Annotated in this window: 21 protein-coding genes; 9 read left to right on the forward strand and 12 right to left on the reverse strand. The window is 38.6% G+C overall.

What is annotated here, in order from left to right; translation table 11 throughout:
- The first annotated feature begins 272 nt into the window (after positions 1–272).
- Both J2S10_RS15990 and J2S10_RS15995 read left to right on the forward strand, forming a co-directional pair.
- Positions 273–482, forward strand: a complete 210-nt coding sequence (locus J2S10_RS15990; RefSeq protein WP_307409531.1) for a glycine zipper domain-containing protein — start codon at positions 273–275, stop codon at positions 480–482.
- A 329-nt stretch (positions 483–811) separates the two neighbouring features.
- Positions 812–943, forward strand: coding sequence for a hypothetical protein (locus tag J2S10_RS15995; RefSeq protein WP_307409533.1), 132 nt, complete (start codon positions 812–814; stop codon positions 941–943).
- A gap of 99 nt (positions 944–1042) precedes the next feature.
- On the opposite strand, the gene J2S10_RS16000 is transcribed toward J2S10_RS15995, so the two are convergent.
- The 5 genes from J2S10_RS16000 to pdxR form a co-directional block, all read right to left on the reverse strand.
- A complete protein-coding gene (locus tag J2S10_RS16000) occupies positions 1043–1369 on the reverse strand; it encodes a hypothetical protein (protein ID WP_307409535.1) in 327 nt (108 codons plus the stop codon).
- Between the two features lie 114 nt (positions 1370–1483).
- Positions 1484–1690: a hypothetical protein gene (locus tag J2S10_RS16005; RefSeq protein ID WP_307409537.1), complete on the reverse strand. Its 207-nt coding sequence runs from the start codon at positions 1688–1690 to the stop codon at positions 1484–1486.
- Between the two features lie 178 nt (positions 1691–1868).
- Entirely contained in the window at positions 1869–2939 is a 1071-nt protein-coding gene (locus tag J2S10_RS16010; RefSeq protein WP_307409539.1) for a permease, read from the reverse strand.
- A gap of 153 nt (positions 2940–3092) precedes the next feature.
- Positions 3093–3284 (reverse strand): spore germination protein, encoded by a 192-nt coding sequence (locus J2S10_RS16015; protein ID WP_307409541.1) that lies wholly within the window; start codon positions 3282–3284, stop codon positions 3093–3095.
- Positions 3285–3354: 70 nt separating this feature from the next.
- Positions 3355–4782 (reverse strand): MocR-like pyridoxine biosynthesis transcription factor PdxR, encoded by a 1428-nt coding sequence (gene pdxR / locus J2S10_RS16020; protein ID WP_307409543.1) that lies wholly within the window; start codon positions 4780–4782, stop codon positions 3355–3357.
- A gap of 108 nt (positions 4783–4890) precedes the next feature.
- On the opposite strand from pdxR, the gene J2S10_RS16025 reads away from it, so the two are divergent.
- The 4 genes from J2S10_RS16025 to J2S10_RS16040 all read left to right on the forward strand — a co-directional run bounded on the left by J2S10_RS16025 (position 4891) and on the right by J2S10_RS16040 (position 9111).
- Entirely contained in the window at positions 4891–5442 is a 552-nt protein-coding gene (locus tag J2S10_RS16025; RefSeq protein ID WP_307409545.1) for a pyridoxamine 5'-phosphate oxidase family protein, read from the forward strand.
- Positions 5443–5532: 90 nt separating this feature from the next.
- On the forward strand, positions 5533–7086 hold the full coding sequence (locus J2S10_RS16030) for an ABC-F family ATP-binding cassette domain-containing protein (protein ID WP_307409547.1): 1554 nt from the start codon (positions 5533–5535) through the stop codon (positions 7084–7086).
- 451 nt (positions 7087–7537) lie between these two features.
- Positions 7538–8704 carry an MFS transporter gene (locus J2S10_RS16035; protein WP_307409549.1) on the forward strand — a complete coding sequence of 389 codons (1167 nt, stop codon included), beginning with the start codon at positions 7538–7540 and terminating at the stop codon, positions 8702–8704.
- A 74-nt stretch (positions 8705–8778) separates the two neighbouring features.
- Positions 8779–9111, forward strand: coding sequence for a hypothetical protein (locus J2S10_RS16040; RefSeq protein WP_307409550.1), 333 nt, complete (start codon positions 8779–8781; stop codon positions 9109–9111).
- A gap of 165 nt (positions 9112–9276) precedes the next feature.
- Here the strand turns inward: J2S10_RS16040 and J2S10_RS16045 are convergent, their stop codons facing one another.
- The 7 genes from J2S10_RS16045 to J2S10_RS16075 form a co-directional block, all read right to left on the reverse strand.
- On the reverse strand, positions 9277–10629 hold the full coding sequence (locus J2S10_RS16045; RefSeq protein ID WP_307409552.1) for an Nramp family divalent metal transporter: 1353 nt from the start codon (positions 10627–10629) through the stop codon (positions 9277–9279).
- A 310-nt stretch (positions 10630–10939) separates the two neighbouring features.
- Complete coding sequence (locus tag J2S10_RS16050; RefSeq protein ID WP_307409554.1) at positions 10940–12007, reverse strand: PrsW family intramembrane metalloprotease; 1068 nt, start codon at positions 12005–12007, stop codon at positions 10940–10942.
- A 414-nt stretch (positions 12008–12421) separates the two neighbouring features.
- Positions 12422–13999 (reverse strand): SagB family peptide dehydrogenase, encoded by a 1578-nt coding sequence (locus tag J2S10_RS16055; RefSeq protein WP_307409556.1) that lies wholly within the window; start codon positions 13997–13999, stop codon positions 12422–12424.
- A gap of 22 nt (positions 14000–14021) precedes the next feature.
- Positions 14022–15962, reverse strand: a complete 1941-nt coding sequence (locus J2S10_RS16060; RefSeq protein ID WP_307409558.1) for a TOMM precursor leader peptide-binding protein — start codon at positions 15960–15962, stop codon at positions 14022–14024.
- Positions 15962–17917, reverse strand: a complete 1956-nt coding sequence (locus tag J2S10_RS16065; RefSeq protein WP_307409560.1) for a putative thiazole-containing bacteriocin maturation protein — start codon at positions 17915–17917, stop codon at positions 15962–15964. The genes J2S10_RS16060 and J2S10_RS16065 overlap by 1 nt, the downstream gene beginning before the upstream one ends.
- 126 nt (positions 17918–18043) lie before the next feature.
- Entirely contained in the window at positions 18044–18367 is a 324-nt protein-coding gene (locus tag J2S10_RS27485) for a heterocycloanthracin/sonorensin family bacteriocin (protein ID WP_370876224.1), read from the reverse strand.
- A 286-nt stretch (positions 18368–18653) separates the two neighbouring features.
- Positions 18654–20045 (reverse strand): amino acid permease, encoded by a 1392-nt coding sequence (locus J2S10_RS16075; protein WP_307409565.1) that lies wholly within the window; start codon positions 20043–20045, stop codon positions 18654–18656.
- A gap of 371 nt (positions 20046–20416) precedes the next feature.
- On the opposite strand from J2S10_RS16075, the gene J2S10_RS16080 reads away from it, so the two are divergent.
- From J2S10_RS16080 to J2S10_RS16090, 3 genes are read left to right on the forward strand one after another with little or no spacing between them, the layout of a single operon-like run.
- Positions 20417–21496 carry a GerAB/ArcD/ProY family transporter gene (locus tag J2S10_RS16080; protein WP_307409567.1) on the forward strand — a complete coding sequence of 360 codons (1080 nt, stop codon included), beginning with the start codon at positions 20417–20419 and terminating at the stop codon, positions 21494–21496.
- The gene (locus J2S10_RS16085; protein ID WP_307409569.1) at positions 21493–22992 is read left to right on the forward strand and encodes a spore germination protein; all 1500 of its coding nucleotides are present in this window, start codon (positions 21493–21495) and stop codon (positions 22990–22992) included. Before J2S10_RS16080 ends, J2S10_RS16085 begins: the two co-directional genes overlap by 4 nt.
- Positions 22989–24140, forward strand: coding sequence for a Ger(x)C family spore germination protein (locus J2S10_RS16090; RefSeq protein WP_307409571.1), 1152 nt, complete (start codon positions 22989–22991; stop codon positions 24138–24140). Before J2S10_RS16085 ends, J2S10_RS16090 begins: the two co-directional genes overlap by 4 nt.
- Positions 24141–24176 lie beyond the last annotated feature (36 nt).

Here is a 24176-nt window from a genome sequence, read left to right on the forward strand (position 1 = left end):
GCCCCTTTTAAGGATGGCTTATTAATGTTTTTTAACATGATACTTCAAAAGATACCTTCTCAGGATGTTACGACAGATTAGGGCTTCCAATTTTTTAATGGAAGTCCTTTTTATTTTGAAATAAATTTTTAAACCATTTAATATCTGGAAAATTATTGAACCTATTCATTTTTATCCCTCAGCGTAAATTTGTCGCTATTGGGTAAAATATTTTATGGGAATGTGCTGGCAATGGATAAGCGCTTCCCATAACAAACTAGGGAGTGAGATAGATGACTGATAACAATGAACGCAATCAAGATCGTGGCGACGCTAGTGAAGCTGTAGGAACCGGTGTCGGTGCCGTTGCGGGTGCTGCCGTGGGTTCAGTTTTAGGACCACTTGGCACTGTTGCAGGTGCTATTGCCGGTGGTGCAATGGGCAACAAAGTGGGCGAAGGTGCCGATGATGCCAACAATCGCGCCACGAGCCGAGACGAGTAGAATTAAGTTTAATCCTCTATGTATTAGGAGAATAACAACACTTTGGACTCCTTTTGGAGTCCTTTGTAAAATGAGGCATCTACTCAGCAAAAACGGTCAAAGTATTGCTTACTAAAGTTAACCCTTCTTAAAAGAGCAGGAAAACATACGAAAATAATTCCTAATGCAAATATTTAAAATAAGCCCCTCTTTAGTGGCTTATTTTTATTTTTTATAAATATCATCTAAGGAGGAAAAATATGTATTTTAAATTTCCAGTGAAAATTCCAGACATATGAAAGCGTTTCTATTAAAATAGAGAGTAAGAGATATGAAAGGGGATACAGACTATGGACCTTTTATTAGAACAATGTGAACATAACCATGCGGAAGAACCTTGTGAAGAGTGTGCCCCCAAAAAAGAAAGGGAAGAGGATTTTGATATTTTTGAATATGACTATCAAAAGAGAATATGGTTTTGACATTAAAAGAGTATCCTCTGAAGGGATACTCTTTTTATTATTTCGATCACCTTCTCAAACAAAAAACACTCAACTAATGAGTGCCTACATGTTAGTTGGTTATTTTTTAAATTTAGTCCAATCATACATTCTTTCCTTTTGCTTTCTAAATCGTTCTTCCTTCTTACTTTCAACTCGTTTTGCCTTATTAAAATTCATGATAAAGCCGCACTCCTCACAAATATAAGTATGAAGATTTGATTGTTCCGGAATTCTTTGTAATGGATTTTCCTCTTCAGATTCCAAATAAAATTTTATTTTTGCTTTTGATTTCTCATTAATCCGAACATATTCATCAAATCTTTCATATTCCGCTTCAAAATACCCTTTTCTAAAACGTCTTCCATTGCATACAAGACACTCAATTTCACTTATTTTCTTTTCCAATATTAACACCTCCATTAAATTTTATGAAGGTATTGAAGCATTCAAAACTAGAAAAATTTTATAAAAAATACCCACATTTAAAAGCACCCAATTAAATGGATGCATCGCTTAGAATTATTTTTCAATTACTTCAATAGATGAAATATGCGTTGGATTAACCACAATTTTTTCTTCTCCGTCTAGATAAGCAAAAGTATTACTCATAACTCTTGCTCCATTTGGTAATTCATTATAAAAAGAACGAGTGAAGTCATCTAATGAATAATTTTTTTCACATATTACGTATTCTTTCCCACTATCCATTACTATTTTAATTTTCAACTTAACTCACTCCTGACTAAATTTTGTTACTATTCAGAATTCTATAATGATAATTAAATCTCCTTTATTCATTTAACAATCTTTTATTTTAAAATTTCATTTTCAAGTATTTTTTAATATAAAAAAGCTTGTAGAATTTTGTCTACAAGCTAATTGAACCTAAAAATCTACGAAAAAACTAAAGGATAAACATCCCTGCTATTCCGCTTAAAATCCCGAATACGACTACAGAACCTGCTACGAAGAATAAAACCTTTTTAGGAAAAGATCTTGCAACAATGATTAATGAAGGAAGACTGATGGATGGCAAGGTAATTAAAAGTGCTGCTGCAGGCCCTCCTCCAAGACCCAAGGACATAAACGTCTGAATGATAGGGATCTCAGCAGCGGTTGGAATAACGAACAGCATACCCGCAATGGCAAAACCGATTACCGTAATCAGGCTATTTGCAGCTGCCTCGCTAATGTGCGGGAATAACCAAACACGAACCGCCCCCATTAGAAGCACTGAAAGTACGTATGCTGGTACGATATATAAAATCATGCTTCCTATTGATTTTATCCATTTACTGGTAAATGAACCGGAAGCCTCTTTCTCGGATTTTTCAATAATTTGATCAATATCAACCGGCTTCACTTCCGGAGCAAAACGGTTCGCTAGATAACTTACACCAAATGTTAAAACGACGCCAAATAGTAAGCGGAGAAGTGTGAACTTCCATGATAATACAAATGTCATAAAAATCAATGTGGCAGGATTAATGGTAGGATTGCCTAACCAAAAAGCAAGGCTGGCACCGACAGAGACATTCTTTTTACGTAAACCAACAGCCATTGGAGCAGCACAGCAAGTGCACATCATCCCCGGAAGCGCCGCAAGTCCTGCAACAGCAGTGCTGCCAAAGGAAGTTTTTCCAAGCACTTTCAAAAGCCAGTTGGTTGGCAGTAATACCTGCAGTAATGATCCAAGTAAAATACCAAGTAAAGCAGCTTTCCATACAGCAATAAAATACGTAAGTGCGTAAGCCCAGGCACTGTGCCATGATGCAGCAGGCAGATTAGGTTTGTCACCTAAAATGGATAATCCAATAGAATGAGAAGTAGAAGCAAGAATGCTCTTATTGTAATAAGGAATCCATTTAACATAAGCTAATCCAGCAGCCGCGATTAATAGAAATAAAACAGCAAATACAACAGTTTTTTTAGAGTTAACCTGCGGTGTGGGAATTGAACTATTTATTTGAGCCATCTTTATTGTACCCCCTGAAATATTTTCAAACTTATAAAAGTATATCATAGTCTTAAAAATGGATGCAGACTTTTAACCGTAGAAATTTGACAGGGGTATGTCCTCTAAAATAAAAAAATGGAGCTATTCCAAGCTCTGTCTGATGAAATCAATTTATTCTTTTATATTTATTTGATTGCTAGAACTTGAACCTGAAATCGTTATGATCTGTCCTCCTGTATTATTTCCACCAGCTCCATTAACTGACTTTGATACGGAAATGGGCGCTATCGTAACAGCTCCTCCAAAATTAACAATTCCGCCTGATACGGTACCAATATTAATGCCATCTTTATTAATGGCCAATAAAATTCCCTCCCCTTACACTTATGCATAGATTATTTTATGTACAAGCTCGGTACTTGTTCACTGTGAATTAATTAGAAGCAAATAAAATATCTTTACATTCAGTTAAGGAACATGCTAATTTCTGAATTCCTAATTTAATATCCTCTTCCTTCAGTCCGCCATAACCAAGAATAATCGGCTGAGAAGCACCTTGACAAACATTCATCCAGTACTTTTCCGTTAAATAAATTCTCACTCCCGATTTTTCTGCCTTTTCGACCAGTTCACGTGCATCAATCCCTTTAAATTCAATAAGGATATGAAGTCCTGCCTTTTGTCCGATCACTCTTGCGCGGTCACCTAAAAATGATTCGATAGACTCAAGTAACACTTTCTGCTTCCCGTGATAAATTTTTCTCATTTTTTGAATATGCCTGCTGAAATGACCCTCTTGTAGGAACCGGTGCAATGCCTCTTGGATGAGTGATGAAACAGACTGATTATAAAAAAAGAATTCGGCTTGAAATCTTTCCGCTAATACCTGTGGCAAAACCATATAGGTGACTCTGGCTGCAGGAAGAAACGCCTTTGAAAATGTACCTAAATAAATGACTTTATCGTTGGTATCAAGTGATTTTAATGAGGGAATCGGCTGCCCTTGGTAGCGAAATTCTCCGTCATAATCATCTTCAATGATATAACTTGATGTTTTTTGTGCCCATTGCAGCAAGTTTATCCTTTTTTGAATCGGCATAATCATTCCCATTGGAAACTGGTGTGATGGTGTTACATAAGCGCATTTTGCCGAACTTCCTTCCAATTCATCGATGTTAATTCCATCAGACTCAAGAGATATTGGGATTAGATTGCAACCATGACTTTCAAAAACAAATCGTACACCATCATAGCCCGGATTTTCCATAGCCACTTCTTTAGTTGTTAATGACAGCAACTGGCATAATAAAGTGATTGATGTCTGGGTTCCTGCGCAAAGCACAATTTGGCTGGCATCACAGTTCACTCCCCTCGCTTTTTGAAGGTATCCGGCAATTTCACTTCTTAGACCTAAATGGCCTTTCTTATCTCCATACGAGAATACCTCTTGTTTAGCAGTGTCCATCGTTTCTAGCAAACATTTCTTCCATACCTTAAGAGGAAAACGATCAAGTTCAATGTCTCCATATTGAAAATCAATCACTCTTTTTAGGTCAGGACCTTTAGTTGGTTTTACTGCATCCTTTAGGATTTTATTATGCTCCATTCTAAAATACTCTAATTTAAGAACGTATAATCCGCTTTTTTCTTTACTTTCCACATAGCCCTCTGCAATCAACTGCTGATACGCGAATTCGACAGTATTTCTACTTATATTTAAGCTCCGTGAAAGCTGTCTGATTGAAGGAAGTTTTGCGCCGGCAGTCAATCTGCCTTGTTCAATTTCATCACGAAAAAAATAATATAACTGCAAATAAATCGGAATGACTCCATCTTTTTTGATAAACGGTGTTAGTTCCATTTTGCTCCCCTTTCTGTCCCTGTAAAATTATCCGATTCTGTCACTTTTAATAAGGACAATTGTTTTTTAAAATGAGTGTAACATTTCATTTTGAAGGGAGATAGTTTTATGTTACCAATCAGACAACAAAAATTAGCATGTACCGATCAATTAAAGATCCATGAATTTTTACAATCAGCGAAAACAGGATTTTTAGGGTTATCTGATGGGGCGCTGCCCTATGTCATTCCTCTTAATTTTGTTTGGATGAATGACGCTATTTATTTTCACGGCGCCTCAGAAGGTCGTAAAGTCAAGATAATCCAAGAAAATGCAAGTGCCTGCTTTACGGTTAGTGAGGATCAAGGAACAATAACAAACCCCGTTCCGGCTAAAACAGATACTGCTTATATGAGCGTAATGATTTTTGGAGAGGCAAAAATCGTGAATGATCTTGATGAGGCAGTACAAGTGATGCAAAAAATGCTGGATAAATATGTTCCAGGTTATTATGAGGAGTTATTGTCGAAATCGCATGTTGACAAGTACCGTTCTTCGCTTGGCAGCAGAACAGCAGTTTATAAAATTAAAGCAAAAGATATGACTGCTAAAGAAAACCCAATTCAGTTGGAAAAGTTATTTTACAAAGGGAAAACAGTGCAAAACGATATTTCCAATTAATATTCTCGTTAAAAATCTAGTCGAATCCTCGAAAATTTAGTATTATGTAGTAATGTATTGATTCTTGAACAAAGCGAGGATTACGAAATAATGAGCTTACTTACTGTTGATAATTTATCCCATACATTTGGAGACCGTACTTTATTTAAAGACGTTTCCTTTCGATTATTAGCTGAAGATCATGTTGGGCTTGTCGGTGCCAATGGCGTTGGTAAGTCCACGTTAATGAATATTATTACAGGTCAATTGATTCACGATAGCGGCCGCGTTGAGTGGACACCGGGTGTCCACTATGGCTATTTGGATCAGCATACCGTCTTAACTTCGGGAAAAACAATGCGAGATGTGTTACGTGATGCCTTCCTTCCTCTTTTTGAAAAAGAAAAGGAATTAAATGAAGTAACTGCTCAAATGGCGGATGCTACACCTGAAGAGCTTGAAATTCTTCTTGAAAAAATGGGTGAAATCCAAGACGCACTTGATGCGGGCGGCTTTTATTCATTGGATATTAAAATTGAAGAAGCGGCACGGGGGTTGGGACTGGATGCGATCGGTCTTGACCGTGATGTTTCAGCACTTAGCGGTGGACAGCGTACAAAAGTCCTTCTTGCTAAATTGCTTTTAGAACAACCTAAAGTACTTTTACTTGATGAGCCGACCAACTATTTGGATGTTGAGCATATCCGCTGGTTAACTTCTTATTTAAAAGAGTACCCATATGCGTTTATCTTGATTAGCCATGATACGGAATTCATGAATCCGGTATCAAATGTCATTTTCCAATTAGAATTTTCAAAGCTGACTCGCTATACTGCCAGCTACGAAAAATTCCTTGAATTAGCGGAAATTAATAAGAATCAGCATATTAACGCTTATGAAAAACAACAGGAATTTATCAAAAAACAAGAAGACTTTATTGCAAAAAATAAAGCGCGTTACTCCACTACCGGTCGGGCGAAGAGCCGTCAAAAGCAGTTGGATCGAATCGAACGGATTGACCGTCCCGAAACGGCAATGAAGCCGACTTTTGGCTTTAAAGAATCCCGTAGCAGCAGCCGTTATGTATTTGAAGCAAAGGATTTAGAAATTGGGTATACTCATGCTCTTTTACCAAAAATGAATGTAACCATAGAGCGCGGCGAAAAAGTGGCGATCATTGGCTGCAACGGTGTTGGGAAATCAACCCTACTTAAGACCATGCTTGGTAAAATTGAGCCATTGAACGGAAACGTGGAACGCGGTGACTTCCTCTTCCCTTCTTATTTTGAACAAGAAGTTAAAGCTGGCGGAATCACACCGATTGATGATGTTTGGAATGCCTTTCCTTCCATGGATCAGCATCAGGTACGTGCGGCACTCGCTCGTTGCGGTTTGAAAAATGAGCATATCTCTCGTCCTATGAATCAGTTGAGCGGTGGTGAACAAGCGAAGGTTCGTTTGTGTAAACTGATGATGAATGAAAGTAACTGGATTTTATTCGATGAGCCGACAAACCACTTAGATATCACGGCAAAAGAAGAACTAAAACGTGCATTAAAGGAATATAAAGGTACTGTTGTCCTCGTCTGCCACGAACCGGACTTTTATGAAGACTGGGTGACAAAGGTTTGGAATGTTGAAGAATGGTCACAGCAAACAGTGTAATAGGATAAAATAAAGAAAAGAGCACATCTTTCATATTCGAGATGTGTTCTTTTTTCGTATTCCTTGCTCTCCATTGCCATCCACAATATTATCTAGCATCATGCTAATTTTTGCTATGTCTTCGATATCTATTAGCTATCACTTTGTTAACCTATTGTATCAACTTGGTTTTTTGATCAAATTAGATGGCTGCTGGTTTTAACCAACTCGAATGCCTCCCTCGTACTTTTTAGCACAAATCATCCCCATGATCAAATGGTTCACAATTTCTATCATCCCCATCAATAAAAAGAATATTAAAATGTGCTTATTACCTATATCGTTCATGATTTTCCATTAAACAGGTTACATTAGTATAAGAGTTTTAAATAAAAAATAACATGAAAATAGTTGATGGAATATACACTGTACAGATGGAAAAGATTCATATCCTTTAAGGAGTGAAATATTTTTGAAAACAAACAGAGCTTTGCCGATACTTTTTTTAGTGATGTTCTTGGTGATGGTGGGCTTCGGAATCATCATTCCCGTACTTCCCTTTTATGCTGAACAAATAGGGGCAAGCCCTACCCAATTAGGGCTATTAATGGCGGTATATTCATTCATGCAGCTCATTTTTGCTCCTTTATGGGGCCGAGTCTCCGATCGTATTGGCCGTAAGCCTGTCATGATGCTTGGAATTACCGGGTTGGCCATTTCTTTTTTTATCCAAGCTGTTTCAACTCAGTTATGGATGTTATTTGCTGCAAGAATTTTCGGCGGACTTCTTTCCTCAGCAAATATGCCGACAGCGATGGCATATGTGGCAGATATCACAACAGAAGAAAATCGTAGTAAAGGGATGGGCATCATCGGGGCCGCGATAGGACTTGGTTTCGTTTTCGGTCCTGCAATTGGCGGTATTTTTTCAAAAATTAGCTTAAGTATGCCCTTTTATCTTGCCAGCGGTTCATCAGTTCTTACGCTGATATTAGTACTTCTGTTATTGAAAGAGTCTTCGGTGAAAAATCACAAAGAGAAAAAGCAATCAATTTGGCAAGCATTTAGCGGTTCTGGTTCTGTTTTGTTTATTGTCCAATTCTTTATTTCCGTGTCCCTTTCCGGATTAGAAGCAACCTTTGCGTACTTTGCAGCCAAAAAAGCCGGATTGGATTCCAGTCAGCTCGGTTACATTTTCATGATTATGGGGTTTGCAGGGGCTATGGTTCAAGGTGGTTTAGTAGGCAGATTGGCGAAAAAACACGGGGAAAGTTCGGTCATTCAAGGAGGCATCATTGTATCGGCCATCGGTTTTTGCTTAATTTTGCTTGTTCATAGTTTTACAACTGCAGCCCTTTATTTAACGATTTTTGGAATCGGTAATGGGGTGATTCGCCCAAGTGTCTCATCCTTGATTACCAAAACTTCCACTGCAGGACACGGCAGTGCCACAGGGATACTGTCTTCGTTTGATTCATTAGGGAGGATTATTGGACCCCCTTTAGGGGGCTGGCTATTTTCTTTTGCAATAGGGCTTCCCTATCTAACAGGGGCTATAATCTCCATTTTAGCTTTTGTCCTATTTCAAATTTACCGCCCTTGGGTAAAAGCAAGTAAAGCAGCGAATATCCAACAATAATCTTGATGGTATATGTTTTTAGGACATGCATAAAATGGGTTACATAGGTAGTGTTGAAAAAGGAGCTGGTAACCATGAAATCGAAAAACGTGATTATGGGTTTATTCCTTTTACTCATAATAGCCCTTGTTGCATATCTGGATTCACCGTTTTCCATTATTAATAAAGATTACTCCTACACAGCAGATGTAAGTGAGCCGGCGGTAGCTCAACCAATTGATGAATCCCCGCCGACAGATGTTCCAGTGTTGGAGGAAAAATTAGAAAAACGGGAAAAAGTGGATGGGTATATCGTCGAAACGTACGAAGAATATGAGGTTTATAAAGACAAAAATGGTAAAGTTATTAAAAGTGAGCCAACATCTAAAACAGATATCCTAAGATATTGGGATTATAGTGAACATTAATAGAAGCTGTCGGAAAAGTCCATGCAGCTTTTTTGTTTTTAAGGGTCATTCTAATAGCTTACCTATGTCTTCCTTTAAGGAATGGTTTAAAATTGGATAAATTAGTAAATTAAATTAAATACATACAAAAAGGCATAGGTTTAAACTATGCCTTTTTAACAATAACTAACCGAAAAACGTCTGAAACAGTAAATATATATTTAAACTAATGATAACAATAGCTACAATCCAAGCAAGAATTTTAAGCCATAATGGATTTACGAACTCACCCATTTTCTTTTTATCACTTGTAAATTTAATGAGCGGCACAACTGCAAATGAAAGCTGTAAAGATAGTATTACTTGACTCAATATGAGAAGTTGAGCTGTCCCACTTTCGCCATAAAGAATCGTTACAACAACAGCAGGTACAATGGCAATTAATCGAGTTATAAGTCTTCTTAGCCAAGCAGGAAGACGAATATTTAAAAAGCCTTCCATTACTATTTGACCTGCCAATGTTCCCGTTAATGTTGAGTTTTGACCAGAAGCGAGCAATGCGACTCCAAACAAGATGCTTCCAACCGTTGTTCCTAGAATGGGAGTAAGTAATTGATAAGCATCATTAATCTCTGCAACTCCTGTCATTCCTGCCTTATGGAAAGTAGCAGATGAAACGATAAGGATGGCAGCATTGATAAATAGTGCAAAAAACAAGGCAATGGTTGAATCCCACGTTGCAAATTTAATCGCTTGTCGTTTTCCCAAACTGGTTTGTGGATACTTTCGAGTTTGAACAATGGAAGAATGAAGGTACAAGTTATGTGGCATGACGGTTGCACCTAAAATCCCAATTGCAATATAGAGCATCGTTGGGTTACTAATAATCTCTGTACTTGGCACAAATCCGTTTAATATGCCACCTACATCCGGCTTAGAAAGAAAGATTTCAGTTGCAAAACAACCTCCTATAGTAATAATTAGAATAATCACCAATGTTTCAATAAAACGAAACCCTTTATTTTGTAGCAGTAGAACCACTAGTACATCTAGAGCAGTAATGATAACACCATATATTAAAGGAATTCCAAACAAAAGATTTAATGCGATTGCCGAACCGATTACTTCTGCTAAATCACAAGCTGCTATCGCTAATTCACATAAAATCCATAAACCTATTGCGACTGGTTTACTGTAGTGGTCACGGCATGCTTGAGCTAAATCTCTTCCTGTAACAATTCCCAATTTTCCAGCAAGTGCTTGAAGTAGAATTGCCATCAAATTAGACAATAATATAACGGAAAGTAAAGTGTATCCAAATAACGACCCACCTGCTATATCCGTTGCCCAATTACCCGGATCCATATAACCAACAGCAACCAAGTACCCTGGTCCGGCAAAAGCTAAGAATTTTTTTATCCACGAACCTGCCTTCGGAATACGAATACTTCTATAAACTTCCGGTAAGGTAGGCTGTGTCCGTTTATTTCTCCAACCTTCTTCCACTGCCAAAGGCAGTTCTTTTACATTTTCACTCATTTCATATCACCTCATTATTGGTATATGCTAAACATTTTGCATTAAGGAAACTTTTTGGGTAAAAAAAATCTCTTACCCTCGTCATTTAATTATATGAAGGAGTAATGAAATGTTTCTTATTAAAATTGTATAATATAAATTTTTTTAGTCAAGGGAAACTTTTATGGAAAATTAAGTGAAAGGAAAAATGAAGTAAGTTAAACTACCACGAATCAGTAATAAAAAAGAACGTTACATATATGTAACGTCTTGGGGAAGGGAATGGACCGCCCCCGCCCATTCGAGTAAATTTCAATGTTCCTGTTGGCTCTTATTGAAAATAGGCCAACTCCCACTTTTTATCCGCGATTTCCTTTAATCCGATATGGATCATTCGAAATACCAAAATCCAGGATGCGGCCATCAGAATGAGTTGTCCAACTGGAAAAATGCCTTGTAAGGGGGCGTCCCATAGGGCATGCATGAAAACGACAAGAACAAATATACGGGCAAATTTAGGTTTTAGCATCAAATTCAACTCAAATTTTTTGTTCCCTTGGATCCTGCAGATTGCGGCGCCTGTCAAAGCAGCCCAAGCGACATGCCCGCCGGGAGCGAAAATACTGCGCACAAGGATAGTGAAGAAAAGTGAGTGGAAGCTGCCGGAAAGGAGTGCCCGTAACGCATAACCTGCGGTTTCAAATGCCGCAAAGCCGGCTCCTACTGCTGCGCCCAACAAAAGCCCATTTAGGACATATCTATATTTAAGGTTTCGCACGAAATAGATGACGGTTATAACTTTTGCCAGTTCCTCTACGATTCCAATCGTGATTGGATTAATGTTATTCCTAAGAATATCATAAAACACCAATGCCACTAACATCGAGAGAATCCCGCCGATAAATACTACATAGACGATTTTGTAAATAGCAATATTCTGGGGGGCGTTCATTTCCCAGAAGAAAATCAGAGTCGTAAATGGAACGGCAAAAGCTCCAACTACGATAAGACCCGGTATAAAGTTTATATTTCTGAACAAAATGACACCCAAATACAATCCTACATATGCGATTAAAGCAATAAGGAATACTCTCGCAAAAAGCCAAGGCTTCGGCCACGTTTCCTTTACTTCCTCGATTTTGGGTGTGGTAAGCGCGGTCCCTACGATGAAAAGTCTTTCAGCCTCAAGATCACTATGCCTTCGGAAAACCCGCGAGAATATATTTCGAAATTTAGGTTCAACTGATCGTTCATATCTGGGAACCATATCAACATAGTGGGCAAACTCGTAAAATAGACTGTTTTGTTCCTGATGGGCATTTTCACTAAATTCATGGCCGCAGTTTAAGCAAAATGTTACCTCTTCCGGGTTTGAATAGACACAATGAGGGCATTTCATTATCTTCAACCTCCTGCTAAAGCTCTTAATAAAGTTTGCCCTAAAAAACGAAAAAGACACTAAATCTATTCAAGTGTCTTTATACTATTTAAAATGATATAAAATTAAGGGGTTTACTTATGAGGTGCAACCTGTATACCGAAGGAGAAATCTACCACTAATCCCAAACAATTCACCAAAGAAAACACAGAAAAGAATGGCTCTAAGTTTTTCTCCAAGCCATTCTATCTTTTAACTGCTGTTTTTAGATTGATTGTTGTTTTAAGAAGTACCCTAATTTTGACCGTTTTACTTTAAACGTGATTTGGTATTATAGGTAATTTCAATGAAGACTAATCAAAAGTACCATAGATACCATGAACATAACCGCTACTGTTGCCATGTATCTGTACGCAATCCAGATCATTTCTCTATCTAGCTATGCAAACTCCCCTTTAACCATGCGCGTGGGCGATAGTGACCGACAGGAATTTGGATTAAACTGGTTTTTCCTTTTGAATCAATCTGGTAAAGTTCGTCACATGATTTCGCATCAAAACCCAGAAGCGGGTGGCCGCCCATATTTAAAGCATTCGCCGCCAAGAGGAGTCGTTGCACAAGAATGCCCGCTTCCATTTGCTGAATCCGATATCCTCTATACCCCAATGTCATGAAGAGATGATCCTTGTCTCCAACTACATGGAAGCAAAGCGGGACCTGAAACAGATTCACATTATCTAATGTTAACCCTTTTTGTAAATACTCCCGATAATCACCAGAGGATATTCTCCGAAGAGCATTAGCCCTTTTGTCATAGGAGTATGCCCCATTTGGAACGTCCTCTACATGATAAAGACAACTAACCAAAGCCAAACGAGACTCAATATTTCCATCTATTTTGTCAAGGTCATTCTGATAAGAAAAGGAAAATATCTCTTCTAGCAAAGTGGCTATGTGTGCTTGACTTACCTTTCCTATCAAAAAATCCGCATCAGGAGAATGCCGCTTTCTGCAAACATCCGCAAGATCATAAGATAAAGACTCTGTAAAAGGCATCATGACAGTTTCCATGCTAGAGGAAACACTCACACGAGTATCTTGCTCCATTTTAACAAATAGATCTGTTGATTCTAACATCGATGCTTCATTTACCTTTCTTATCATTGGAAAATCTAATATTCTTTTTGATCGTTGAATGGTTTCATGATTCAAAACTGGTAACTCCTGGCATAAAGCACTGGCAAAAACACTTTCTAGCTCATCGCTATCACCGAAATGAAAAGCTGTATGATTCGATAAGGGGATAATTGCATATACACTTTCCTCCTGTTCGGATAGACCTAGTAAATGATTAATTGGTCGATCAAGGAATTGGTAGCATACCCGTGTAGAGAAGCCTAACCGATCCGCCACTTCTAATGATTGCCCAATTACCACTCCTGTATCTAGCCCTTGCAAACGATAGGAAAAGTTATTATATTTATAAAAATTTTTCCAAAACATCGTCGAAATAAAAAGGGTCCCAAAACAGTCTGAAACATCACAGCCATATCCTAGACTCCTAGATATATAGGAGTCGTAATTTCCTTCTCTCAACAATTCGAGGCGATGATGAGCAACGGAGTAGTGGTAGATTCCTTCTGGGATATCATCCAACTTTAAATAGACGTATAATTCATTGGGATACATGGCCCCTCCCGAGGGAACAAATCTCCGTAACGAAGGGACAATACTCACATCATGTTCCGTGAATCCATTGAAAAAAGCGGTCTGTGAGTATTGAGTAAAGCCGTATATATACCATAGAAAATGACTGATGTCCTCAAGGTTTGGTTTTACAGGAGCAACACGTCCCATGAGCGATAACGGTACTTCTGCAGATAGTGGAATCTCCGGTAAGCCACGATACAATTTATAAGAAAGTGGTGCATCTTCCCAATCAACCTGCCAATCAGGCGGAAATAGTTTATCTGTTTCAAAATGCAGATTGTATAGAAATGTATCTAGATTCAACCTGTTACCTCCTACTCTTCCATTATGGAAACGGATGAGGATATGGATTTAGTTGTTCATATTCTAACGGCTGCATTGTAAATCCAAGTTTCATCGGTACGTTCAGAACTCTCTCCAGCCCTTTTACACGGGTTAGATGATGACCGAATGTCATCGGTAACATTCCTGGAATCAATACTTTTACACAAAATAATCCGTTCCGTTTAGTTATTGGTGTTGACTGGTCAACCACAATAACCTCGAGGTTAAACCGGCGGAGCCTTTGCAAGATGTTCTCTAGATCATCTTTCAAATCTTTGTATGTCGGCTGGGGCTTAAACTCCTCTTTAAATGTTCTTAAAGGTTGTTTATTATTCAATAAAAAATTCAGGCGCTCCTCCGCCTCCGGCAAACCATACAGCATGCCGTGGTCCTCCATCGTCTTGACTTCGAATGGATCTAGTAACATCCTTTCATATTGTTTTCGGTTTTCCTCCAATTTTTCATCATGTCTATACATCATTCCTGCCAGCTCGTAAATCGCACTTTTAACAGCATTTACCGGATTCGGATTTGCTCCGGCTGCACAAATAATGTTGACACCCTTGGATTTTCTATTTTTTGCGACTGCCCAAACGCTTGGAATCCCATGTTCCATCGTCGAATTATAAAAGTAGAGGTCATAACCCGCAACCTCTCGTATCCTGTCGACCATCAGCTGTAATTCTTTATCGTCTGCAGAACCAAGGTCAAGACGCGGAAGAGGCAGCTTTGCATACCAGGTTAACAGGAATGAATCTCGCTCGACAACCTCCATAATCGCATGGAAAATAGCTTCCTCAAGGCTCCCACCTACTGCACATCCATTCGACGTTTCGTAAACAAGGCCCTCTCTATAGCCTAAACTGTAGTAGGCGAGTAACTCCGGAACCAGAATTGGGCGTTCTTGTAAAAACGAATATCCCCATACCCAATTCATTTGTGCATCAAGATGAAATGGTTTAAATGGAAAATTAACCTTGGCATATTGTTCATGATCATGTAAACCGACACGTTCAGGATGCAGTGCTATTTTCTCCAAATTGCGATAGCTGCCTCGAATTACCGTCTTCTTCCCTCGTGGCTCAAGCCCGCAATATCGCTCCAACCCTTCCAAAATGGCCGTTAGCTCACTCATCTCATAGGAATTCGACCGACCGGCTACCCCCTCATCAGCTCCAAACAAGGGCATGTTCACCAGGACATCTGCAAATGGAAGTCTGTAATCCTGCATTCTTCCATTCATAACCCCGGTTCGATAATCCAGATATTCTTTGTCCAATACTGATTTTAATTCACTAATAGAAAGACAGCGGTAACTATCCTTACTGATTTTAGGACTGGATTTGATGCTAATTTGGGCTAATGTAGCAGTGTCCTCTGGTATAGGGCTGCAAACCGGGCATTTAGGATCGGGCAAGAAAAAGTGGCTGGAAGTGAGTAACGTTCTTAGATTGGTAATGTACACCCTATTTTCCAAGTAGGCACGTTCACCATTAAGAATCCTCTGTACCTCCTTGCTTATTAAGAATGCCATCTGCATTAGTCCTGTTCGTGATGCCCATGCATCACGCAGTGATCCTTCTTCTTTCGGCATGCTTACTTGGAGGCTCCACATTTGCAGACTATCCGGTCCGGCGATAATCCGCCGTATGTCTGCACAGAGAGAGCATCCCTGTCCATCTGGCAATACGATTGGACCTATGATTCCCTCCCCAAATGAAACAACCCCTCGAAGCCATGGGATTCCCGAAGACCGGAATTTTTCTTCCGCTTTTTGATAAATCGATGGATACCAGCCATCTTGTAATACCAATGCTAGATCTGTGTCTTCGGGAACTTCCACTGAGTCGCTACGTCGTCTTACGTTATATTGATCAGATAAAAGCCTACCGACACATTCCGCTAATATTCCCTCACCTTCAATTAGAATTTGGGCAACCATCAGGATTCCCCCTCTCGTAGTTGCACACCAAACACTCCTGCCAGCTCAGGCTGCTTTAAAAAAGGTTCTAAGCTAAGATCATAAACGCTTAGTCGTTTGTTGTTACTGTGAAGGACTTGAATAGCGGATTGATATAGCTCAAATTGTGTAATTTCCTCACAAGAAGGAATTTCAAGTTTTGAAGAGTTATTTTTCAAAAAAACGGATGGCTTTACCACTTGCCTATCTTTGAAATTCACTTGATTTTGAGCATCCATTAGCGCTTGTTGTAATGCACTCCTTAACGCCAATGTTGTATTTAGACCTACCCTTGTGTACCATCGGTCGTTTGATCTAACCCTTATGACGGGGAAGCCATGGATTTCCTCTTCTATTCCGATCGCCGGTATGCTATTCAAGGTAGTCAGGGAATTTAAATAAAATCGGCAGTGTCGATCTTCCATCGACCCGAGCTCCATATGAGAAATCGTTTTCAGTTGATCGACCTTTCTATTTCTTAATTCTTCCTCTAAATAGGCTTGCAACCCTCGGCAAACAGCCTCTTCAATTGTTTCACCAGCACCTATTCCTATAAAACTTCTTGAAAAAAATGCTAATTCGTTATTGCTGCCTGCCTTAACGAGTGAATCCATCATTTTTGATACATACATTTCAATACCTGTCAGCCCGGCTTCCCTTTTTGCTTCCTCATGGGTTAAACCTCCACAGATAATTTCTGTTAGCAGCTCTGCCGGACCTTCTGACAGAGGGTTCACTGCTTGAACATAGCACTGTGCAAGCGGCAGCTGGGACAAATTTCGTTCCTCCCAGATATGAAAAATTCCGGTTTCTTCTGAAGTTAAGCGACTGAAATAGTCCAATAGGTAACTTTTCGGGTCATTTCTCTCCGTTTCTTGTTTGAGCCTAGCATCAAGATCCTCAACCTGTCTTGGTGTCTCCATTTTAGTCGTCACTAGCGGATGTGTTAGGAACGAAAGCCAATCTCCTTCTAGCGTTTCAAGATCAAGTAGGTAAATTTGGTTTCCCTGATTTGTTCCTGCAACGCCTGTTACCTTCTTGAAAAATTCGAACACTGTAACATTCGCCAATAGTGATCCTGCAATCGGAGAGAAAGTTTGGGGCTGCTTATTCATAGTTACTTCAGTTTGATGAAGGCGACGCCAAGCGGACTCCCAGCAGCCATCCGATTCTGGATGAACAAGTGGACCGGCTAACCCCACCTGGTCTAAACATATAGCGGGTATAAAGGCCTTCCCTTCTTCTTTACAAACCAAATTTAGATCCCTTAATTCTTTTATATTTCCATCCTGCGACACATATAGAACCCAATCATAGGGCTTCAAAGCTTCGCGCCAAAAACTTCTCCCCTCCTCTTTCTGAAAAGATACCACCTCTACTTCGACCTCAGGATCCGTCATTTTAGCTTTATCCACCAATTCATTTAATCGCTGCCGATTGGTTGGAGGGGTATCTGTTACCATGACATGAAATTTAGGCAGGCCCGATTCCAGTAACGACGAAACCGTTGAAACGATGAAGTCGCCAGACCCGATTGTCAGTACTTTAGCTTGGCGATATTGCTGAAATCGGAACGCACCAGATTCCACAAAATTTTCGATAAATTCTATTTGTGAAGCATAGTGATGAAGCACATTACTGGTTAATTGATGTGGTATATCTTGGCCAATATCTCGAACAAAGCCATTCTTGTACAACGTTTCACCGATCTCATATACCCTGTTCCGATAAGGAGGAGTTAATCCCACTGTCAGATCTTCCAATGTCTTTTCCCCATTGAACATCGGCATTAGTTTTTCAATCCACTGATAGATGGTGGCTCCTTCCATCTGGAACGAGCTTACATTATTTCTAAAATAAACACCCCCTGATTGATCCGGGAGAAAAAATGTATCCCTTTTTACTTTTAAACGTGAGGAAGATGTCAATTTTGTCATTCAGCGCCTCCTTATTCCTAAAATTCATTCTAATTTGCCACTATCATTTTATGTTCTTTAATTTGTCCATTATGTTAAGACTAAAAAAGAAGTGCCCCTTGGGCACTTCTGCTGGAGCATTTTCTTTTATATAAAACCGATACCCAATCCGAAACAACTTCCAAATCCAATTCCTCCAAAACAGCCGGCACAACCAAAGCAGCTAAAGCAGCTGAAACAACTAAATCCACCGCAACGGAATCCACCACAACGGAATCCTCCGCATCCGAATCCACCACAACGGAATCCACCACAACGGAATCCTCCGCATCCGAATCCTCCACAACGAAATCCTCCGCAACGCCGAGCATCTTGAGAATATAGTTGGCTTTGAGGGTCCATTGGAATTACCTCACCGACGTTGTAGGGATCCATGCCCAACATTTGTAAATCATTTTGAAAACTTTGCATACGTACCTCCCCCTTAATTTTAAAAATGAAAACTGATATTTAAACAGAGAATAACTAAGGTCATGAGTTAGTCTAGATAGATAGAACCACCAGATTCATCTGTACTCTCTTCAACAAAATATGTTTCAAATTAGGTCACTGTTACTGATTTAGGTGCCTATTTCCAACGGGGGCTTAACTTACTCAAACTTCAACTAATAAAAAATGAAAAAAGGACAATACCCCTACATTGGAGGAAATTGTCCTTTTTATTGATAGAGATTCCCATCATTAAATTTTGTTTCTATTATTGTTCCTTGTTTAAAAGGCTATGCTTTCTTCCGTACAAAAAATAAACCAATGTTCCAATTGAAAGCCAAATCAGAAATGAGATCCATGTAATCGCTGGCAAACTGATTGATAAATAGATGCAAAATATTGCACTGATTGCCGGGAGAACAGGAACAAAAGGTACACGGAATGTGGACTTTAATTCAGGGTGTTTCTTCCTCAAAATAATAATCGCAACCGAAATTAACGTGAATGCGGCAAGTGTTCCCATATTAACGAGATGTGCGAGTGTGGTTAAATCAACAAATCCTGCTATTCCTGCTGCAACAAAACCGGTTAACCATGTATTTGAAAAGGGAGTTCTGTACTTCTTATGGACCGTTGCAAGTCCTTTCGGAAGTAATCCGTCACGACTCATTGAATAGGATAAACGGACTTGTGCATAAATTAACGCAAGCAAAACAGTTGTAATCCCTGCCACCGCTCCGACGGAGATCAGGCCCGCTAGCTGATTTTGTCCAACAAACTTAAGTGCAAGTGCAACGGGATCGCCAACATTTAAGTGAGTATAAGGAACCATACCGGTTAACACAAGTGATACAGCCATATATAAAATCGTACAAATCGCCAACGAAACAATAATTCCAATTGGCATATCGCGTTTTGGGTGTTTTACTTCCTCTGAAGCCGTGGCAATAACATCAAAACCAATATACGCAAAGAAAACCGTTGCAGCACTTGTGACTATCCCTTTAAATCCAAATGGTGCAAATGGTGTCCAATTTTCAGGTTTGACATATCCTATCCCGGCGATAATAAAAGTAATGATAATGACTAATTTAATAAAAACCATTACATTATTAAAGCGCGTGCTTTCTTTTACACCGATACTGACGAGCGCCGTAATCAATAGAATAATAATGATTGCGGGTAAATCAACCATTCCGCCTTTCCCTGTTCCTGGTGCAGAAGATAGTAATGAAGGGAAATGAAAACCGAATCCTTCAATTAAGGAACGGAAATAGGCCGACCATCCGGTAGCTACTGCGGATATAGCCAAAACATATTCCAGCATTAGGTCCCAACCAATCAAAAAGGCAAAGATTTCACCCATAGTTGCATAGGTGTAGGTATAAACACTCCCTGATACTGGAACTGCTGAAGAAAATTCCGCATAACAAAGGGCTGCCAACGCACATGCAATTCCCGCAATAATAAATGAAATAATAATGGCCGGTCCTGCACTCTCTGCAGCCACTACACCTGTCACAACAAAAATCCCTGTCCCAATTACACAGCCTACACCTAAAAAGATCAGATCAAATAAACTTAATGTTCGGTTTAATTCAACCTTCTGGCTCTGTGCAATCATAGTTTTTATAGATTTTTTCCTAAATAGATTGCTCATAAATTCCTCCGTTTTTTTTTAAATTAAATTATCAAAAAAATTTCACTTTTTAAATTATATTGTCGAAATTCGTCGAGGTCAAGGGGATTTTATTGAAAGCACTTACATGAAAACTGAATAATAACAGTTTTATATTCTCCATTTTTGGTTGTTTAGTGGAAAAATATTATCCTTCCCTACCCAATCCCAAGGGATCTCTGCAATTTATTCCAAACTTTGGATAAGAAATCCACCGTGGCTAATACTAAATGTAGGTAAAAATGATAGGGGGTGTTTAATGATAGTTGTAATGTAAAAAAATACCATTTAATATACGATTATTTGTTGATCAAAATAAAACCATAAATATATAACTGGGAAAAGAGAAAAATATGAACCAAAAAATAAATATTGGACAAATGGCAAGCATGATTATTTTATCAACAGGCTTACTGAGCCATGTTATGCTGATTCCTTTGTTGCTCCAATCATCAAAACGTGATGCATGGTTGTCTGTGATAATGACTTCAGGTGTATTTTCACTTTGGGTACCATTACTTTATTATATTTTAAAAAAAACAGAATCAAAGCACATCACCATCTGGCTTAAAGAATACTTTGGTACCGTAATATCCTACCTATTTTTGTTTATATTCGTTTTGTACTTACTATTTATGAGTACGATGACGTTAAGGGAAACCATTACATTTAATGAGTTTTATTTGCCAAACACACCAGGTATGGTCATTGCTTTCGCTTTAAGTCTGATATGTTTTTACAATAGCTTCTCAGGTATTCGTTCAATTGCTATAACATCAGGTGTGCTGCTTCCCATCGTAGTGGTCTTGGGTTTTTTTGTTATGACAGCAAATATTCCACACAAAAATTTTACTATGTTAAAACCCTTTTTAGAGAATGGATTTCATCCTGTTCTAATGGGCACTTCTTATACAGGATCAGGTTTCATTGAAATGGTGATCATCGTGTTTATGGTACCGTATCTTAATTCTTCCGTAAAATGGCGTACGCTGCTTATTCTTTTTTTCATTTTAATGATTTTAATTTTAGGGCCATTAATCGGAGCGATTACAGAATTTGGCCCTGAGGAAGCGGAGAACTTTCGTTATCCTGCTTTTGAAGAGTGGCGATTAGTATCGATTGGGCGCTACATTGAGCACCTAGATTTTTTATCTGTTTACCAATGGTTAGCTGGTGCTTTTATTCGGATATCTCTGTCCACATTTTTACTTGTTGATCTGTTAAGTATCAAAAAGAAACGACAACGTATGTGGTCATTAGTCAGTTTGTATCTTGTTTATATTTTCTTAGCTGTTTATCCGATTAGCGATATGAAATATTTTGCTTTCTTAACGGTTTATTTTCCATGGAGTTTGGTAGTGGTTACTGGTATCACCATCTTGATCGCCCTTAACATTTTTATCACTTCAAGAATAAAGAAGGTGAGAATATGAGCTTTAAAGATCTTTTTCATGACAAAAAAAGTAAGTTTAGGAAAAAAACTGGAATTTCAGGAGAAGTTTTAAAAGACTGGTTTTCGAAATGTGCAGATGTTTCTTTTCAAACGGTTTTTATTGGTCAACAAGAGTCTCTTATTTTTTACTGTGAAGGTTTATGTAATTCAGAGAAGATAAATGAAGTGATTTTACCTTTGTTTGCAAAAATCGGAATAAATGATGAATGGTTCCATGACGAAACGCTAGCAAAAGAAAAAGTATATCATTTGGATTGCAGCAATGGTGAGCAAATTCAGGAGGAAGTGATAGCCCAAGTTTTTAGGGGGAAACTTTTTATATTTCTCCCTAAATTTGAGCGTCTCTTAGCGATAGATATTGCTAAACCTCCACTACGCGCACCCGATGAACCTAACCTTGAACTTTCCATTCAAGGTCCAAAGGATGGGTTGATTGAGGACCTCTCTACAAATGTAGCGATTATTCGCAAACGGTTGCGGACCGCTAGTTTACATTATGAACAATTTACTGTTGGTGAAAGAACCCAAACGAGGATCGCCTTATTATATATTCACGATATTGCTAAACCAACCATTATCCAAAATATCAGAGAACGGTTAATGGCTTTGAAGATAGATGGTATTATCGGCTCAAATCAAATGGAGGAATTACTGTTAACCCATTCCCCTTTTACTATTTTTCCGGTTTGTGCCTATAGTGGAAGGCCGGATTTTATCGCCGACTCTTTGCTCCGTGGAAGGTTTGTTTTAATCATTGACGGTATTCCAACGGCTTTGATTGCGCCTGCAACATTATCCTTACTAATTAAAACACCAGAAGACGCTCATTTCCCCTATTTTTTCGTTTCGGTTGAACGATTATTAAGAATAGGTGGATTGTTTATCTCCTTGCTGCTTCCTGGATTTTTTATTTCTTTAATTTCTTATCATTCAGACCAACTGCCGTTTACATTATTGGCTACCTTATCGGTCTCAAGACAGGGAGTTCCGTTTCCAGCTCAATTAGAATGCTTTATTATGTTGTTTCTCTTTGAACTTTTTCGTGAAGCCGGCCTTCGTTTACCCGCTGCAATAGGCCAAACTCTTTCCGTTGTTGGTGGATTGATTATCGGACAAGCTGCCATTAGTGCTGGGTTGACATCCCCTGGTATCCTTGTCGCCACAGCTATTTCAATTGTTTCCACTTTTACATTAGTGAGTCAAGCATTAATTGGTACTGTATCACTCTTGCGGATTTTTGTTGTTCTTGCTTCGTCCATTTTAGGTATAGTGGGTTTTTTTATTTCTGCTTTTTGTATATTAATTTACTTAGCTAATTTAGAATCATTTGGTGTTAGTTATTTATCCACGCTTAGTACACTAGATCCTAAGGAACTGATTTCTGGATTACTTCGAGTGCCAAAAAGTAGAGAAAAAGAGCGTTCCCCATCCCTAACCTCAAACGATCAGACTAGTCAAGGTGGGAACCAATCATGAAATGGAAATGGATGATTGTTTTTATCGCATTACCTTTATGCTTAACAGCATGCTGGGATTCGCAGGAAATTGAGCATACTCGTTATATTCACGCAATTGGAGTAGATTATAAAAATCATAAAGTCAAGATATATTTTCAAGTGATTAGTTTTTCTAATGTAGCAAAACAAGAAAGTGCTGGTGGACAGACTACCGCCCAACCTATATGGGTAGGCAAAGGTGAAGGAAAGTCATTTGATCTCGCCACTGATCAGCTCTATCATACCGCTCAACAGCGTGTTTCCTGGTCACACTTAGCTGATATAGTCTTTAGTGAAAGAGCATTGAAGCACCCTGAAGTGGTTCAAGCTGCCCTGGATACAACAGAACGATTTAATGAAATAAGAAATACCATATGGGTTTATGGCACAAAACGTCCATTAATGGATTTGTTTACTGCAAAACCTATTATGAGTTACTCACCAGCCTATTCAAAATTAACTAGTCCAATGAGTAATTACCGTCAATTCTCCACATCTAAACCTATTCAATTATATGAGTTTATTGCTCAATTAAAAGATGGAAGTAAGACGGCCATTCTGCCATTTTTATCCACAACTAATAAGAAATGGAACAAAGATAAAGATCCCTTCGAAGTGACAATAAATGATGGAATCGGGATTATCCAGAACTATCATTATAAGGGTCATTTATCACCTTCTGAAATACATGGTCTAAGGTGGGTTCAAAAAAATACCGTACGGGCACCCATATATATTTATAATGGTGAGAAACAACTAGGAACGATTGTTTTCCAAAATCCTAAAACAAAGATTATACCAAATATTGCAGATAAAAAACTTTTTTATACTTTAAATGTAAAGAGTAAGGGAAGTATTATTCAAATGGATCAAGCATCAACAGAAGATGAACTTAAAGAGAAAGCAGTCATCGCGATTCGAAAGGAGATTAACAATACCTATAAGCAAGGGATCAAACGGTATGCCGACGTTTATCGTTTGTCTGACGCATTATATAGGAATGACCCTAAATCGTGGCATAACTTAAGCAAAAATGGAGGATTAAAGCTTGAATCAAAAATGTTGAGAAATATAAATATTGACGTGGAAATCATCAACGCTGGGAAAACAAAATTTAAAAGAAAATAGATGGTAAAATAGGACTAGTTGAGGGATCTTAGCCTA

It is taken from the genome of Neobacillus ginsengisoli (genome assembly GCF_030813055.1).